This is a genomic window from Drouetiella sp., from assembly GCF_059504425.1.
This window is the reverse complement of record NZ_JCACIN010000110.1, coordinates 20913-37930: the sequence shown is the minus strand read 5'-3', so window position 1 is coordinate 37930 and position 17018 is coordinate 20913. Positions and strand designations below refer to the sequence as shown.

Here is a 17018-nt window from a genome sequence, read left to right as displayed (position 1 = left end):
TGCTTAGGACATTTAGGGTGGGGCGCTTCGCGCCCCACCCTAAATGTCCCCGTCCTAACCGCCTTGGCGGTTGCCATAACTCAAGCCCCACCATGTTCTCGATCTACATCCTGACGTACAACGAAGAATTAGACATTGCGGATTGCATTGAGTCGGCAATGCTGTCAGATGATGTGGTGGTGGTGGATTCGTGCAGTAGCGATCGCACCCTCGAAATTGCCAGTCGCTATCCGGTGCGGGTGATGCAGCACAAGTTTGAAAGTCACGGCAAGCAGCGCACCTGGATGCTGGAATCGATTCCGCCCAAGCATCCGTGGGTGTATATTCTGGAAGCCGATGAGCGTATGACCCCAGCGCTGTTTCAGGAGTGTGTGGCTGCTGTTGAAACCCCCAAATACGTCGGCTATTACGTGGCAGAGCGGGTCATGTTTTTGGGTCAGTGGATTCGCCGCAGCACCCAATATCCGCGCTATCAGTTGCGGCTGTTGCGACATGGCAAAGTTTGGTTTACTGACTACGGACACACCGAGCGGGAAGTTTGCGAGGGCGAAACTGGCTTGCTGAAAGAATCCTATCCGCACTATACCTGCGGCAAGGGGCTAAGCCGCTGGATTGACAAGCATAATCGCTACTCGACGGATGAGGCGATCGAAACCCTCCGCCAAATGGAGCAGGGCAAAATCGATTGGCATGACCTGTTTTTGGGCAAAACAGAGATCGATCGCCGCAGAGCTTTAAAGGATTTATCCTTACGGCTGCCCTTCCGACCCTTAATTCGCTTCTTCTACATGTACATTCTGCTAGGTGGCTGGCGGGACGGGCGGGCGGGTTTTGCCTGGTGTACCCTACAAGCCTTCTACGAGTATTTGATCCTGCTGAAGGCTTGGGAACTTCGGCATATGCCGCGATCGTGATTTTCTGTAGATCGATGCCCATTACCCGCCACAGATCACCTCAAACGCCTGACAGACAACCTTTCGCCGGGGGGGTGCATGGACGTTGTCATACGTCTGTTCAAGCAGTGAGAGTATGCGAACTTCTTAGGAAAGCGATCCTCAAGCCTGCAATATCCTCACAAAAAACGGTCTAAGCTTATACCTGCACCCTAAGTCTGACATTTTTTTGACAAAACAGTATTAAATATTGACAATGTCAGGAGCGAGAGCTACCTTAATAGTAGAAACCAACTCCGACCGACGGAGGTGCTGCTATGCCCGATGGAGATATTTTTCATAACAGACTCAGAAGGCTTTACCACAAGCCATACAAATGGCTTTGTGAGGGGAAAGCAACTAGCGATGAATGCGCTCGAGTGGTGCTGGAGTCCCTTAAAAAAGATCTGATCCAAAAAGGTGATCTTCCTCTCAGGCTTTGTCAAGGGATGGCAGATATTCTTGCTCAAGCTATTACTACAAACGATGAGCTTGAATCAGGAAACTATGCTGCTTTGAGTCTGGAGTTTGATATATTACGACAGCAGTTTGACGGGCGACCAGATCTTAAAGGACTTGCCTTGGATGCAGGCAAAAGTGTTCTTCATGATCTTAGATACGGTCATGCTCAAGAAATAAATATTAGTGATGCTTCAGTCGTTATTGTAAACCGCTATATGAATGGGGTTTATGCATCTGAGTTTAAGGAGCGTGTTCCACTAACCTCCGAACATTATGCTGGCATTGATCAAGCAACTCTTTCAGAGCGTATTAAGGAAATAGAACCACATATAAAAATTGGTATCAGTAAATTTGCTGAAGATGCGATTAATAAACAAAGTGTCGCTAAATTGTCTTTGCCTAGGCGTTCTTCGCGAAAGGCAATAGATCTAGATGAAGATCTCTTAGCAGGATAAATATCATGAAAAAATATGACACACATAATAGTGATTACACCTTGCTTTTTGATCCTGTAATGAATAGCAATGGGAATGTTTGCTGTATTGATCATTCCAGAGCTAAGAAAAGCACCGTAGGCATCGCTATAGATGACAGTGGGTTTAGATATCGGCTGCAACAAGAGTTTCCATCGATCATTGCTGATCTGATTGATCTTGCTGTTGCTATTCATGCCGCCGATCGTCTTACTTTCCAAAACTTGCGACAAGAACAGACTCGTCTTTGCGTAGTTCTTCCAGTACGTCATCCAGAATTACTGAATGCTACATCCTTCCAAGATAAACTTTCCAGTTTGCTTGAATGGGCTACTGGAAGTCGCTGGTTATTCAATTTTCATAAGAGATCTGATTCAGAACGCATCATTGAGCAACAACCTCTTATTTCATCGACAGAGCCTTATGTGAGTGAGGTAATACTATGGAGTGGTGGTCTTGATGCACTTGCTGGTCTCTATACCCGTCTCAAAACAAATTGTGAAGCATCATTCATGTTGTTTGGGACAGGCAGTAATGATAATAACTTTGATCGGCAAAAACAGGTGTTTAAGGCTCTTCAGCATTCCTGTCCTAATCGCTTAAATCTTTGTCAAATCCCAATACGGTTCTCTGATAGCAGCTTGCATCAAAAGAACAAAATTTCGCGTGCACGAGGCATTGTATTTATGTTATTAGGTGCAGCCTGTGCGTATTTAATGGGGCAACGAATTCTTTACTTGTACGAAAATGGTATTGGTGCAATCAATCTTCCATATCGTAAGTCTGCTATAGGGCTTGATCATTCTCGCTCAGTTCATCCATTAACCTTGCTAAAAGTCGGTGATATTATTTCAGAACTTTTAGGAGAAGAATTCAAAGTACAAAACCCCTTTCTCTTCGTGACTAAAGCTGAAATGTGCAAACCATTAGCTGAAGATGGAAGAAATGACCTGCCACCGCTAACGATGTCATGCGATAGTCCACATCGACAGCAACCCATTCAGTGCGGATATTGTTCATCCTGTATTTTGAGAAAGCAGGCACTTGCTGCCTCACGAATGGAAGACAAAACTCGTTACATCGTTCCTCATGGCAGGAAGCCAGCAGGAGACACTAGTTTGTATCTGCAACATATGCTGGCACAAGTTTCCACTCTCAGGGATTTATTAAATGCCTCACACGACCTGAATCTTCAATGGGAATCTTTAACCCGAAGATTTCCAGATCTGGACGACATTGTGGATCGAAGGGCTATAGCAGAAACTCTACAGCCTGCTGATATGAGGAAACATTTGATTCGCCTTTATCAAGCTTATGTTACTGAGTGGAATGCTGTAGAACCTCACATCTCAGTAAATCTCTTGAATCAAATAAGCAATCAGCAAACATCTGATGATTGTCTGGTTGCTACTCAGTAAGCCTGAAGGGGAAATGCTATGGCTAACAATATTCTGGACAATATTGATCTGCGTCATCTAGGGGCACTGCTGCAACAGGCGCGTAAGAAGTGCGGGATGACTCAGGCGGATGCAGCGAAGGTGATCGATGTTGTACGGACTACCATCGTTGCGATTGAGAAAGGAGAACGTCGCCTGAAGCCAAATGAGTTGATTAAACTGGCTCGTGCTTATGGGCGAGCTATTAGTGACTTTGTTCGCCCTAGCCCTGTTATTGAACCTTTCACCGTTCAGTTTCGCGCTACTTATCAGCGTAGTGAACAAGAGGAAGTGCGAATTAACCCAATTATTCAGCGCTTAGAGGAATTATGTCAAAATTATCTAGAACTTGAGAAGATTGTGGATGCTCCGCTTCCTCGAAACTATCCTCAGGAGTATGACGTAACAAGTATGCCGATAGAGGCTGCCGCAGAAAGTATTGCGATCGCTGAACGTCAAAGGCTTGGACTGGGCGATGGTCCGATTCCACTCCTGCGAGATATCTTGGAACAAAGTGTAGGCATCCGAATTTTCTATCTGAAAATGCCAGCCAAGTACTCAGAACTTTATAGCTATGATGAGCAGCTTGGTGGCTGCATGGCAATTAACTTAGACCACTATGAAGAACGACGGCGCTGGTCAATGGCGCATGGATATCTTCATTTCCTTGCCCATCGACGAAAGCCTGTAGTTGACTTCGAGGGGCAATACCAAAGAATCCCGGAAAGTGAGCGTTTAGCTGAGGCGTTTCCAAAGTATTTCTTGATGCCCTCAAGTGGTCTGCTCAGGCGATTCAATGATATGTATCGTACTCATGGCAAGTTTACTCCAACTAATTTGTTTACTCTTGCTCACTATTATGGAGTATCCATAGAAGCTCTTGGTTATCGCTTAGAAGACATGGGGCTTGTGCCCTCTGGCACTTTGGAGAGGTTGCGTGATCGAGGATTGAAAGTAAGGAAAGTCCAGCAAGAGCTAGGACTAGAAGAAATTCAACAGCGTACTGACATAGTTCCTGTTCACTATCAACACCTTGCTATTGAGGCTTTAGATCAGGGACTCATCACTGAAGGGCGATTTGCAAATTTCCTTGGCGTTGACCGTTTAGAAGCTCGACGCATTGCAGAAGCATTGCGTGAACATTCAAGCGGAATTATGGAGGAAACTGCTCATTTAGATTTGCGTCAAGCGTAGAAAAGCAGGGAGATCAGTTATGCAAATTAGACACTCCCATGTTGTTCTTGACGCTTGTTGCGTCCTGAACTTCTGTGCTTCGGGGCATTTCATTGCAATTTTGAAGTCTATTCCTGCTCAAGTTGTAGTTACTGAAGTCGTGAGAGAGAAAGAACTAATCACTCTTCAACGCCTCAAAGATGAGGAAAACGAAGGCGCAGTTCAGTTTGAGACAGCCATTACACAGGGTTTACTTTCAGTAGTGGATTTCGAGTCAGAATCAGAGGAAGAGACGTTTGTAAACTATGCTTTTGAACTAGGCGATGATGGCGAGTCTGCAACTTGCGCCATTGCGATTCATCGAGGATGGGCAATTGCTACCGACGATAAAAAAGCGGCTTCATTTTCTCAAAAAGAAGCGCCTCATTTACAGGTTTTATCTACTTTAGAAATAATTAAGAGTTGGTCAGAAGGCAGAAATCTTACTTTAGCTGAATTACACACTGTACTTAGATCTATACGAACTAAAGGAAGATATATGCCTCATAGAAATCATCCTTTACTTAGTTGGTGGGAAAGTTTAATGCAGTGAGCTTAATAACTTAAGAAAAGCTGAACCAAGTATTTTCGGAGGAGCCACTAAGGCTGTAAATCAACCTACTGTCTGGCGTAGGCTCCCAGCGGCTCTTTGATAAACCGCACATACAGATGCTTGAAGGTGGATTTAATCACCCGAGGTGCGCCAAAGTCGATCGGCATCATTTGATCAGGTAGCTTCCAGCCTTCTAGCTGCAACTCGTCAGGAGTCAGGAGTGGGAAAGTAATATCGCTCAGCTCTGGGCAAAGTCCGAGCCGCTGAGAAGCGGCGATCGTCGGTACCTGAGCTGGATCGACTTGCAGAATGTTGACTAGGGCGCGATCGAGGGCAAAGACATTGGCTGAAGCTCCCAACACTCCCAGCAGCCGAGGTTCGCCACCGCTAGGGCCATTGCCCTCATGTCCAACAATGCCATCTAGGATTGTCAGGTTAGGAGCGATCGTTCGAGCCGTTTCCACCAGCATGTCGCCAAAGCGATCGCGGTCTTTACCCGCCTCCATGTGCCACCAAGCCTTCATCTTGCCGGGAACGCAGCCAAATAAATTCTTTACGCCCAGCGTCAGCGTCAACTGCATGTGGGACTTCACCTTGGGCAAGTTAATCACCACATCGGCTTCCATGGCTTCTTTCGAGAGCAGCAGATGATTAAACTCTTCGCCCGCCACCTGATAGCGCTGTCCCTTCATCTCAACTATCGGAACGCCTAACTCCTCCCAAATCGGCTGATAGCCGTTGGCCAAAGCCACGCCCTTGGCGCTGCCAAAAGCAGGGCTGTCCCCTAAGAAAGGCTTGCCGCCCGCCTCAATTACCTTCTGAGCAACACAGTAGACCAGCGCAAAATTGGTAGTGCATTCCTTGGTGGGACGTGCCCCGGTCAGCAGATTGGGCTTCAGCAAAACTCGATCGCCCGGTTTGACAAATGCCGCCATGCCGCCCAAGGGAGCCAGCAGGTTGTCTAGAGCGGCTTGCAGAAGGGGGCGATCGTAGGATTCGACGCGCAGGAGGCTAACGGTGGGCTGCATAAAGTTTTTGCGATAAGGGTTAAATAGGTTCTACCAAATCTTTGCCATTTGCAGCACAAAGCCCGGTAATTCTGGATCGCCGCTGAGGGAGGTAGGTTGATCTAGAGTAGCGATCGCCTGATGGGGACGGTAAACATAAACCTGCTGGTTCTGGCAATCGATCAGCCAACCCAAGACCGCGCCGTTGTCGATATACTCCTGCATTTTGGCTTGCAGACGGCTGAGGGGATCGCTAGCCGATCGCAAATCAACCACAAAATCGGGGCAAATGGGAGCAAAGGAGGCTTTTTGCTCATCCGTCAGGGCATTCCAACGATCGAGCTTAATCCAGGCAGCATCAGGCGATCGGGTAGCACCGTTGGGTAACAGGAAGCCTGTGCTGGAGTCGAAAGCTTCGCCTGTACCGTCTTTGTCAGACCAATTGGCAAGCTGTTGAGAAACTTTAATATTGCGGTTTCCTGTATCAGAAAAGGTCGGTGGCATGATAATCACGTCTCCATCAGCAGTGCGCTCGATGCGGAGGTCACGGTTGACCTGACAAAATTCCAAGAACTGCTCAGAAGTCATCTGCACGATCGCCGGAAAGTTGACCGTTAAGGGAATGTTGTTAGTTTGGATCAGCAGCGTTGTCATGGGTAGCTCCACTCCATTGCTCTTATTCTAGTCGGCTCTAGGGGAGCAATCGTCTACACTGAATCTCCTAAAGTAATTCAGCTGCTGAATTACTTGTAGATGTGTCACCATAGGCTTGATGGATATCTGAGCGCATTCTGAACACATTATTTTAGAAAGTCAGGTTCAACCTTGCAGATTACGTTTCTAGGAACCAGCTCTGGCGTGCCAACGCGATCGCGCAATGTTTCCAGCGTTGCGGTGAGGTTGCCACAGCGTTCAGAAGTTTGGCTGTTTGATTGCGGCGAAGGCACACAGCACCAAATTCTTCGCAGCGAACTCAAAAGCAGCCAGATCACCCGCATCTTTGTCACCCACATGCATGGCGATCATGTGTACGGGCTGATGGGCTTGCTGGCAAGTTGCGGACTGGCTGGAAATCCTAGCCGCATTGACATCTACGGGCCACCCAAGCTGGATGAATACCTGAGAGCCTGTGGGCGATACTCCCAAACGCATTTTCACTACCCGGTGAAAGTTCATACCGTGCAGCCAGGAATTGTGTTTGAAGATGACGAGTTTGTGGTGAGCTGTGCCCCGCTAACCCATCGCGTACCTGCCTTTGGCTACCGGATTGCCGAAAAAGATAAGCCAGGACGGTTTGATGTGGGACGCGCTGCCGCGCTGGGCATTCCGTCTGGGCCGCTGTATGGCAAGCTCAAGCGTGGCGAAGCGGTGACTTTGCCAGACGGGCGGGTGATCAACGGCAGTGAGCTGTGTGGCGAAACCCAAATTGGGCGCAAGTTTGTCTACTGCACAGACACAATTTACTGCGATAACGCCGTTGAGCTGGCACAAGATGCCGATGTGCTGATTCACGAAGCCACCTTTGCCCACCAAGATGCTGAACTTGCCTATCAGCGGCTGCATTCTACCTCAACGATGGCGGCTCAGACGGCTCTGGGAGCGCAAGCCAGACGGCTGATCATGACTCACTTTAGTCCGCGCTATGCGCCAGGAAATGCGATCGCTCTGGAGGATTTGCTTAAAGAAGCCCAAGCCATTTTCCCCAATACCTTAATGGCGCACGACTTTCTCACCTACGACATTCCCCGTCGTCAAACTCAAGAATTGACAGTGACGCGCTGAGGTTCCGCACCGAGGTTACTCACTGCGGCTATAATTTGGGGTCAGACGACAGGAGCCAGAAAAATTGAAGCACTTGCAGCCTTTTCTGTTCTCGGCTCTCTCACCCCTCACCCCTAAATTGAATGTGACTGCTCCCACCCAACTGCTCTGGGCGATCGTTGGCTTGATTCTGACCATTGGTGGCACCCTGCTTGAAGCTTTTATCGCCAGTCCCTTTAGCCTTTGGGGGCAAGCACCCGCCTATTCTTTGGGTGTGAGTTGCCAGATTGGGGCTGTGCTGCTGGTGGGATGCCTAGGCGGCAAAAACGCGGCAGTGATCTCCCAGGTTGCCTACCTGCTGCTAGGGTTAACTTCCTGGTTCAACGTGTTCACCCACGGCGGCGGCTTAGACTACGTACATCGTCCAAGCTTTGGCTATTTGTTGGGGTTTATTCCAGGGGCATGGATCTGTGGATTGCTGGCTTTTTGGCTGCCCGTGCGGCTAGAACACTTAGCCTTGAGCTGTTTGGGTGGGCTACTCACTATTCATCTAGTGGGCATTGGCTATTTGCTGACAGCAGATTATTTTCACTGGGCGGGGCAAGTCTCTGTGCTTCAGGCGATCGTCACCTATTCTCTCAATCCGCTTGCTGGGCAGATGGCGATCGTGTGTGCGGTGGCAGTGCTTGCCTTCGGTTTGCGCCGTTTAATGTTTTATTAGTAATGGCTGCTAAAAATGTTTTTGGAAAGAGCGTGACCCGATCGCCCCATAACCTATGAATTTGAAAAATCGCTTATTTTGGGTTACTGCCGCAGTAGGGCTGGTCTTGGATCAGCTCAGCAAGTTTGCGATCGTTCAAAATTTTCAGATTGGGGAGACGCTAGCGCTGATTCCAGGGGTCTTCCATTTTACCTATGTGGTCAATAAAGGGGCGGCTTTTAGCCTATTTAGCGAAAGGGGTGAATGGCTGCGCTGGCTGTCACTAATTGTTAGCGCAGGACTGATTTTGTTAGCTTGGCGCACTCGCATGAACCGGTTGGAACAGGTGGGCTATGGCTGCGTTTTGGCAGGGGCATTGGGAAATGGCATCGATCGCTTTACAGCCGGGCAGGTCGTTGATTTTCTGGATCTTCGGATAATTCGCTTTGCGGTGTTTAATTTGGCGGATGTTTTTATCAATATCGGCATTTTTTGCCTTCTCGTTGCCGCCTTTCAGCAACCGCCCCGCAAAGACAGTCGGCACACAGCTGACAAATAATGCGATGTGCAGCCCTTTTTTCTGAAGCACCCACCGATTTCTGAAGTATCTGATCCCTCTAAATCCCCTTTAACAAGGGGGACTTTGAGTTCTGAAGCCTCCTCTTTAAAGGGGTTGGGGGGATCAAGTGTAAGCTTTGCGATCTACTAAGTTTGCTTAGGATATTTTTGGTGGGGCGCTTCACGCCCCACCAAAAATGTCCCCGTCCTAACCGCATTTTGCAAAACTGGACGCTTACGCCAGAGGATCTGCTTGAAGGGATTGCAGAAGTCCTGCTGCTCGGCTAGTAATCTCTGCCCATTTGCCAGTGACGATCGCCTCTCTAGGAAACAGCTGACTGGATAAGCCTACTGCGATCGCTCCAGCCTGCAAAAATTCTGGCGCGTTTGCTAGCGTCACGCCCCCGGTGGGAATCAAAGGAATTTGTCCTAGCGGCGATCGTAAATGGCGAATATAGTCGGCACCGCCCATAGACTGTACCGGAAATACCTTGACGCAGGTCGCGCCACTCTGCCATGCCGCCACAATTTCGCTGGGGGTGAGGGCACCGGGAACGATGGGAACATATTGGCTCACCGCAGCTTCAACGAGGGCTAAGTTGAGGTGAGGGCTGAACAAAAATTGCGCCCCTGCCGCGATCGCCGTCTGCAAGTCTGTCAGAGTTAGCAGTGTCCCTGCTCCAATCCAGCAGTGGGGTAGGATTGCCCGGAGTGTGGTGATTAGCTCAACGGGGCGATCGCTATCCCAGGTAATCTCGATTAATCTCAGTCCTGCTGCCGCCATAGACTGCGCCATCTGAACGCCTAACTCTAGATTAGGAGAACGGATCACGGCAATTACCCGCTGCGATCGGACGGCAGACAGCCAGGAATCCGGTGAATGAATGATCGAAGCTGAAGGGCTAACAATGGGGGGTGTCATGGCGAATCGTTCTGCTGACAGCTAGCGCTTGATAGCTATAGAAAAATCCTAATAGCCATAAAAATGGGGAGGAGGCGCAATCGATCGCACCTCCTCCCCACCCAAATTCACCTGAAGCAGAGCCTAAGCGATCGACGCAATCTTGACGCTGTTGGTTGCCAACAGATCTTGAAGCTCTTCAGCGTCCACAGTTTCGCGCTCAATTAGCATAGCTGCCAACTTGTCGAGAATAGCGTGGTTTTCTAGCAGTACCGACTTGGCACGGCGGTAAGCCTGTTCTACCAGATTACGAACTTCGTCATCGATCGCTGCCGCCGTTTCTTCGGAGAAATCGCGTTCTGCCATGATATCGCGTCCCAAGAACATGCCGCCTTGGGCACGACCCAAAGCTACAGGGCCAAGGCGATCGCTCATGCCAAATCGAGTCACCATCTGACGGGCAACGCGCGCCACCTGCTGAAGGTCATTGGAAGCACCCGTTGTGACTTCTTCTTCCCCAAAGATGATCTCTTCTGCCAAACGACCGCCCAGAGCGACCGCCATTTGGTTTTGCAGATATGAGCGGGAATACAGCCCAGAGTCCATGCGATCTTCGCTTGGCGTAAACCAGGTCAACCCCCCAGCACGACCGCGTGGGATGATGCTGATCTTTTGCACTGGATCATAATCAGGCATCAGCGCACCTACCAGCGCGTGACCTGCCTCGTGGTAAGCCACCAGAGTCTTGCGCTTCTCGCTCATGACGCGATCTTTCTTCTCTGGCCCAGCAAGGACGCGATCGATCGCATCATTGACTTCGTCCATTGAGATTTCGGTCAGGTTACGACGAGCCGCCAAAATTGCCGCCTCGTTCAGCAAGTTTGCCAGGTCAGCTCCCGTAAACCCAGGAGTGCGTCGGGCAATTTTCTCTAGGTCTACGTCCTGCGACAGCGTTTTGCCACGGGCGTGAACGTTGAGGATCTCCAGTCGTCCAGCAAAGTCGGGGCGATCGACCACCACCTGGCGATCGAAACGACCGGGTCGCAGCAGCGCCGCATCCAAGACATCAGGACGGTTGGTTGCCGCAATGATGATAATGCCTGTGTTGCCCTCGAAGCCGTCCATTTCGGTCAAGAGCTGGTTGAGGGTTTGTTCGCGCTCATCATTACCGCCGCCCAGACCTGCACCACGCTGGCGACCGACCGCATCAATTTCATCGATAAAGACGATACAGGGTGCGTTGGCTTTGGCTTGTTCAAACAGGTCGCGAACGCGGGATGCGCCCACGCCCACAAACATTTCCACAAATTCAGAGCCAGAGATAGAGAAGAAGGGCACGCCCGCTTCACCAGCAACAGCTTTTGCCAACAGGGTTTTACCTGTACCCGGAGGACCAACTAGCAGAACGCCTTTGGGAATTTTGGCTCCGACGGCAGTGAAGCGATCGGCATTCTTCAAAAAGTCTACAACTTCAGCTAGCTCAAGCTTGGCTTGCTCAATGCCAGCAACATCCCCAAAAGTTACCTGGGTCTGCGGCTCCATCTGTACCCGTGCCTTAGACTTGCCGAAATTCATTGCCTGACTGCCAGGACCACCCTGAGCGCGACGCAGCACAAAAAACAGCACCACCAGCAGCAGGAACGGAATTAGCAGCGTACTCAGAACTCGCGCCCAGATATTTTCCTCTGCCTGTGGAGAAACAGAAATATCTACGCCATTCTTTTGCAGAATGTTCAGCATTTCTGGATCATTGGGCAGGTTGACTAGCACCGTTTCACCACTGCTAGTTTTGGCAGTCGCACGGGTGCGATCGGCGCTGATGCTAACCTTTTCTACCTGACCGCTCTGTACCTGACTGACAAACTGGCTATAGCGCCATGAGGTTGCATTAGTCGGCTGACGATCGAGTAGTGCCGTTGCCAAGAAAATGACAACGACCACTAAAAGAGCGTACAGCCCTGCATTTCTCCACCGTTTGTTATTCACCGAGGTCTTTCCTCCTAAATTTCTGATGCGAAGTCTTTCAGTTTCTTAATATTTATTAATGTAGCTCATCTAGCTTGCATCTAGATCTCGAAACTGCATTCAATCAGGGTTCTCGTCGGTTTAAGGGTGATCTGAACCTGACATAGAACGGCTACGCAACTGTATGACTATTCCCCTATTCTGCCATCTGCGTCTCAGAATGCGGGGGTTGTCTATTCGATCGAGTCACATAAATCGCCAAATCGGAAGACTTTTCATTCAAAAAATTGCTTATTACTGTTTACTTTTTGAGAAATCTACATTGAGATGGCTTTTCAGAAACTTTGTCAAAGCAATAAGCCTCACTGCAACTGCTCTCATTTTGAAACAAAGCCTGGGTAGTCCTTACCCAAATACCCCAACAAAGCCTGAAAAAAGCTCGCCTGCGGCGAGCTTTTTTCAGGCTTTGTTGGGGGGAGTTTGCGTCCGCAGAGCGCGAATTCCCCGACATAAAAATCCCTAATGAGAACTGCCAGCCTTACTACGGTAAAAATTACTCATATATGAACATATATTCACATATTTCCAATATGATGTTAAGGTGCTGAAATTCTCTTTGAATCATCTTTTGAAGCTGCTATGGTCAACTCCCCGTCCTTCATAACACGACGAATGCAGGTCGGCGGCATGGACTGCCCAAGCTGCGAGATGAAAATTGAGGCTGCTCTACAAAAGTTGACGGGGATTGCTGAGGCTGCTGCTGATGTTGCGACTGGACATCTGACCGTATCTTACGATCCACAACAAATTGACGAAGCGGCGATCGACAACTGCCTGATTGCGTTGGGCTATACAATCGTTACCCCAAAGCTGACCCTGCACACCTCTGAGCAGCCTCACAGTCACGCCCATCCGCATGACGGCTGTGAGGGTGAACATGATCACAATCACGAAGAACATGGGCATAGCCACGGTGACGGTGAATTTAGCTTAAAGAGAGAAGGGCTATTGATTGGCGTTGTCGCAACGCTTTTCATTCTGGGTTCTTTTTTTGAAAAATCTCTGCACAATACCCCCTTCTCGATCGCTGAATATGCGGTTTTTATCTCGGCTTACCTGCTGAGTGGCTGGGGCGTACTGACGATCGCAGGTCGCAATATTCTCAAAGGGCAGGTGTTTGACGAGAACTTTTTGATGAGCATTGCTACTTTAGGGGCGATCGCCATTCACCAGCTCCCGGAGGCAGTGGGAGTCATGCTGTTCTTTAAAGTTGGTGAAACGTTTCAGAATGCGGCAGTCAGCAATTCCCGACGCTCTATTTCAGCGCTTCTAGAAGTTCGCCCTGACTCTGCCAATCTTAAAACGGCAGATGGCATCCAGGTTGTCTCTCCTGAAGCAGTGAAAATCGGCGACCTGATCCTCGTCAAACCTGGTGAGAAAGTTCCGCTAGATGGAGAAATTCTGGAGGGGAATTCTCAGGTTGATACTTCAGCGCTTACAGGTGAATCTGTGCCGCGCACCGTTCGCGTTGGAGAAACTGTGCTGGCAGGCATGATTAATCAGTCTGGTGTTCTCACCCTGAGGGTGACAAAACTTTTTGGTGAATCGTCGATCGCCCGGATTCTCGATCTGGTGCAAAACGCCAGCAGCAAGAAAGCTGAAACCCAGAAATTTATCACCCGCTTTGCCCAACGCTACACGCCGATCGTTGTCATTTTGTCTCTAGCCGTGGCGCTACTGCCGCCGATATTCATTCCAGGTGCAAGTCCTGCTGACTGGGTCTATCGCGCCTTGGTGCTGCTGGTAATTTCTTGCCCTTGTGGACTGGTGATCAGTATTCCCTTGGGTTATTTTGGCGGCATTGGCGGCGCTGCAAAACGCGGCATTTTAGTGAAAGGCTCTACTTTCCTGGACAGCTTGGCGGCAGTCAAAGCGATCGCCTTTGATAAAACAGGTACCCTCACCCAGGGCATATTCAAAGTCTGTGAAATAGTCCCCCACAACGGGTTTACCCCTGATGAACTGCTGCGCTGGGCGGCAATTGCCGAAGCCAACTCCAACCACCCGATCGCCCAATCGATTCGAGCGGCATACGGCAAGCCTATGGATGAGTCAAGGGTTACAGACTACGCCGAAATTACGGCGCACGGCATTCAGGCAAAGGTAGAAAACCGTGAGGTGCTGGCAGGAAACGATCGCCTCATGCACCGAGAAAAAATTGACCACAACACCTGTGACGTAGAAGGCACCGTGGTGCATCTGGCGATCGATCGCCGCTATGGGGGCTATATTCTGATTGCGGATGAGCCAAAGCCCGGTGCAATGGAGGCGATCCGATCGCTCAAAGCGCTGGGCGTGGAGAAAGTCGTGATGCTGACAGGAGATTCGCAGGCAGTGGCGCAACGGGTGGCGCATAGGCTAGAAGTTGATGCGTTTGAGGCAGAGCTATTGCCAGAAGATAAGGTTGCTGCCGTGGAAAAGCTGCTGCAAACGGTTGGCAAAAAGGGCAAGGTTGCCTTTGTGGGAGACGGCATTAATGACGCTCCAGTGATTGCCAGAGCCGATGTGGGTATAGCGATGGGAGGGCTAGGATCAGATGCGGCGATCGAAACGGCTGACGTGGTGCTGATGACCGATGATCCCTCCAAGGTTGCTGAGGCAATTCAGATTGCTCGCAGAACTCACGCGATCGTCTGGCAAAATATTACTCTTGCCCTCGTGGTCAAGGCAGCATTTATTATTCTGGGCATTCTGGGGGTTGCCACCCTATGGGAAGCTGTATTTGCCGATGTGGGTGTGGCGCTATTGGCGATTCTGAACGCGACTAGGGTGATGAAGTATGGCAACCGCCGAGGCGGTTAGGACGGGGACATTTTGGGTGGGACGCTTCGCGCCCCACCCAAAATGTCTTAAGCAAACTGGCGATGGCTATAAAAACTACAGGACTGGGTCAAGTCAAAACTGAGTTGCTGTAGAACCAAGTTGAGTTAAAACTGAGTTGCGCTAACTAAGTTCCGCTCGATTTGTGGTGTGCTGGGTATGAAACGACGCTTGTTTTTGCCTCAACGGGGAATCCGTTGGGGGGTGCGATTTTTGCTGCTGGCGATCGTTAGTCTTTGCTTTGCATCTGGGGGCTTTACCGCTCTGCTGGCTGGCTTTCAGGTGCAAACCGCCCCAGTAGAAACCACCCAGGTAGAATCTTTTGGGGCTGGGCGATCGCCAGACGCAGTTCAGCTTATCTCCAACGGCAGACCTCAGCTCGATCCGTTGCCTCCTGCCCAAGAGGTATGGAACTGTGAGGTGGTGGTGGTGGGTGGCTCTCTGGGCGGCGTGGCGGCGGCATTTCACGCCATGCAGTCTGGCGCTATTACTTGCCTAATTGAGCTAACTCCTTGGCTGGGGGGACAGATTAGTTCTCAAGGGGTTTCTGCTCTAGATGAATCGCACACCATGATCGCAGAACAGCGGTTTTCTCAAAGCTGGAGCGATTTCAAACAGCTGATTCAGTCTCAGAAAGTGCAGCTACCTGCTTGGGCAAATCTATCGCCTGAGACTCAGGTTGCCGAGCTGAATAGCTGCTGGGTGGGACGGCTATGTTTTCCTCCAGAGGCAGGAGCGAATGCGGCAGAAGCGTTGTTACAGTCTGCCAAAGCTAAAGCCTCAGGAAGTCGATGGGGAACGGCGATCGCTTTCAAAGGCGCTGAGTTTGATACCACAGGGCAAGAAATTACCGCCATCTACGCCGTGCGTCGTGTGCATCATCCTTCTACTCAGCCCGAAGCTGTTCAATCCAAAGGCAGACTCTCCCAAGAAATTGCAAGCTGGTATTCCTGGTCTGCTGACGCTGAGTTTGAGAAATTTCCCCTGCGGCTAGAAGCACCACCCGGCAAGCGGCTAATGGTGATTGATGCCACTGACACCGGAGAGCTAGTCGGCTGGGCAAGCATTCCGCATCGGTTGGGATCAGAAGCCAAAACAACATCGGGCGAAGCCCACGCCGCTGAGCGAGATAACCCCGACTGCACTCAGGCGTTTACCTTCCCCTTCGTACTGGCACTACATGACGATCGCGGCAAAAGTCTGGCGGCACTGGCACAGTTCGAGCCGGAGTTCCCGCTGCATGAGCATTTACAGGCTTATTCGCTTGATGGAACGCCAATGTTTGCAGGGCGAAGCTTATTCAACTATCGTCGCATCGTTAGCACCACTCGAAATGATCCTTTTTGGTCAATGCCTGATATGGGCGATATGACGGCGATCAACTGGACACAGGGCAATGATTGGAATTTGATGACCCATCCGCTGATTCTGAATTCCAAAAACGTGAAAGCTGCCGGACAGCAGCACAACTGGCTGGGCGGATTGTCAGTCATTGCCCTCAAACACGCCGAAGAACACGCGCTGCTGTTTGCCCGCTGGCTGCTACAGCAAGCTGACTTAGAGGAAGCTGATTTGCCGCTGACCTATCTTTCGGGTGCAGACACGCCAATGGGCACTGCTTCAGGACTCAGCATGACTCCCTACATTCGAGAAGGACGGCGGATTATGGGACGGCAAGCCTACGGTCAGCCTGCTTTCATGCTCCGCGAGGCGGATCTGCGGCTCGATTTACCCGGTGGACGAGACTTTAGTGAAACAGCGATCGCCCTTGCCCACTATGACGTTGATATGCACGGCTGTCGCTACCGCAACTGGCAGCCCTCTGGGGAAGCCACTAGCGCCCATGCTTCAGAGTATGAGATTCGACCCTTACAGATTCCTTTGGAAAGCCTGATTCCTCAGGGAGTCAGAAATCTATTAATTGGGGGAAAAAGCATTGCCGTCAGCCATATTGTTAACGCTGTGACGCGAACTCACTACAGCGAGTGGGGCATTGGAGCCGCAGCAGGGGCAACTTCTGGATGGCTGATAACCAAGGCACCCGAAGAAATGTCTGCCGCAGATATTATTTCAAAAAAGCTTATGCCAAACCTCCAGCAGTATTTAATTGATCAAGGCTTGCAGTTGAGCTGGTAGAGGCTAACCAGAACCGACTGAAGAAGCTTAGACTAATGAGAA

General features: G+C 50.2%; 14 protein-coding genes. 10 read left to right on the top strand and 4 right to left on the bottom strand.

Annotated features, from left to right (window positions below; genetic code table 11):
* Positions 1-92 precede the first annotated feature (92 nt).
* From AC5JMP_RS24445 to AC5JMP_RS24425, 5 genes are all read left to right on the top strand, one after another.
* Positions 93-914 carry a glycosyltransferase family 2 protein gene (locus AC5JMP_RS24445; protein WP_495854109.1) on the top strand — a complete coding sequence of 274 codons (822 nt, stop codon included), beginning with the start codon at positions 93-95 and terminating at the stop codon, positions 912-914.
* Positions 915-1210: 296 nt separating this feature from the next.
* Entirely contained in the window at positions 1211-1849 is a 639-nt protein-coding gene (locus tag AC5JMP_RS24440; protein ID WP_495854108.1) for a hypothetical protein, read from the top strand.
* A gap of 5 nt (positions 1850-1854) precedes the next feature.
* Entirely contained in the window at positions 1855-3285 is a 1431-nt protein-coding gene (locus AC5JMP_RS24435) for a 7-cyano-7-deazaguanine synthase (RefSeq protein WP_495854107.1), read from the top strand.
* Between the two features lie 18 nt (positions 3286-3303).
* Complete coding sequence (locus AC5JMP_RS24430) at positions 3304-4497, top strand: ImmA/IrrE family metallo-endopeptidase (protein WP_495854106.1); 1194 nt, start codon at positions 3304-3306, stop codon at positions 4495-4497.
* A gap of 19 nt (positions 4498-4516) precedes the next feature.
* A complete protein-coding gene (locus tag AC5JMP_RS24425) occupies positions 4517-5068 on the top strand; it encodes a hypothetical protein (RefSeq protein WP_495854105.1) in 552 nt (183 codons plus the stop codon).
* Positions 5069-5133: 65 nt separating this feature from the next.
* On the opposite strand, the gene AC5JMP_RS24420 is transcribed toward AC5JMP_RS24425, so the two are convergent.
* A complete protein-coding gene (locus AC5JMP_RS24420; protein WP_495854104.1) occupies positions 5134-6096 on the bottom strand; it encodes an Npun_F2552 family protein in 963 nt (320 codons plus the stop codon).
* Between the two features lie 30 nt (positions 6097-6126).
* Positions 6127-6729, bottom strand: coding sequence for a Uma2 family endonuclease (locus tag AC5JMP_RS24415; RefSeq protein ID WP_495854103.1), 603 nt, complete (start codon positions 6727-6729; stop codon positions 6127-6129).
* Between the two features lie 171 nt (positions 6730-6900).
* On the opposite strand from AC5JMP_RS24415, the gene AC5JMP_RS24410 reads away from it, so the two are divergent.
* The 3 genes from AC5JMP_RS24410 (at position 6901) to lspA (ending at position 9095) form a co-directional block, all read left to right on the top strand.
* The gene (locus AC5JMP_RS24410; RefSeq protein WP_495854102.1) at positions 6901-7857 is read left to right on the top strand and encodes a ribonuclease Z; all 957 of its coding nucleotides are present in this window, start codon (positions 6901-6903) and stop codon (positions 7855-7857) included.
* 124 nt (positions 7858-7981) lie between these two features.
* On the top strand, positions 7982-8557 hold the full coding sequence (locus AC5JMP_RS24405; RefSeq protein WP_495854101.1) for a biotin transporter BioY: 576 nt from the start codon (positions 7982-7984) through the stop codon (positions 8555-8557).
* A 55-nt stretch (positions 8558-8612) separates the two neighbouring features.
* Complete coding sequence (gene lspA / locus AC5JMP_RS24400) at positions 8613-9095, top strand: signal peptidase II (protein WP_495854100.1); 483 nt, start codon at positions 8613-8615, stop codon at positions 9093-9095.
* Positions 9096-9329: 234 nt separating this feature from the next.
* Here the strand turns inward: lspA and AC5JMP_RS24395 are convergent, their stop codons facing one another.
* The gene (locus AC5JMP_RS24395; protein WP_495854099.1) at positions 9330-10016 is read right to left on the bottom strand and encodes a bifunctional 4-hydroxy-2-oxoglutarate aldolase/2-dehydro-3-deoxy-phosphogluconate aldolase; all 687 of its coding nucleotides are present in this window, start codon (positions 10014-10016) and stop codon (positions 9330-9332) included.
* 123 nt (positions 10017-10139) lie between these two features.
* A complete protein-coding gene (ftsH3, locus tag AC5JMP_RS24390) occupies positions 10140-11981 on the bottom strand; it encodes an ATP-dependent zinc metalloprotease FtsH3 (RefSeq protein ID WP_495854098.1) in 1842 nt (613 codons plus the stop codon).
* A 618-nt stretch (positions 11982-12599) separates the two neighbouring features.
* On the opposite strand from ftsH3, the gene AC5JMP_RS24385 reads away from it, so the two are divergent.
* Both AC5JMP_RS24385 and AC5JMP_RS24380 read left to right on the top strand, forming a co-directional pair.
* On the top strand, positions 12600-14822 hold the full coding sequence (locus AC5JMP_RS24385) for a heavy metal translocating P-type ATPase (RefSeq protein WP_495854097.1): 2223 nt from the start codon (positions 12600-12602) through the stop codon (positions 14820-14822).
* Between the two features lie 177 nt (positions 14823-14999).
* On the top strand, positions 15000-16976 hold the full coding sequence (locus AC5JMP_RS24380) for an FAD-dependent oxidoreductase (protein WP_495854096.1): 1977 nt from the start codon (positions 15000-15002) through the stop codon (positions 16974-16976).
* Positions 16977-17018 lie beyond the last annotated feature (42 nt).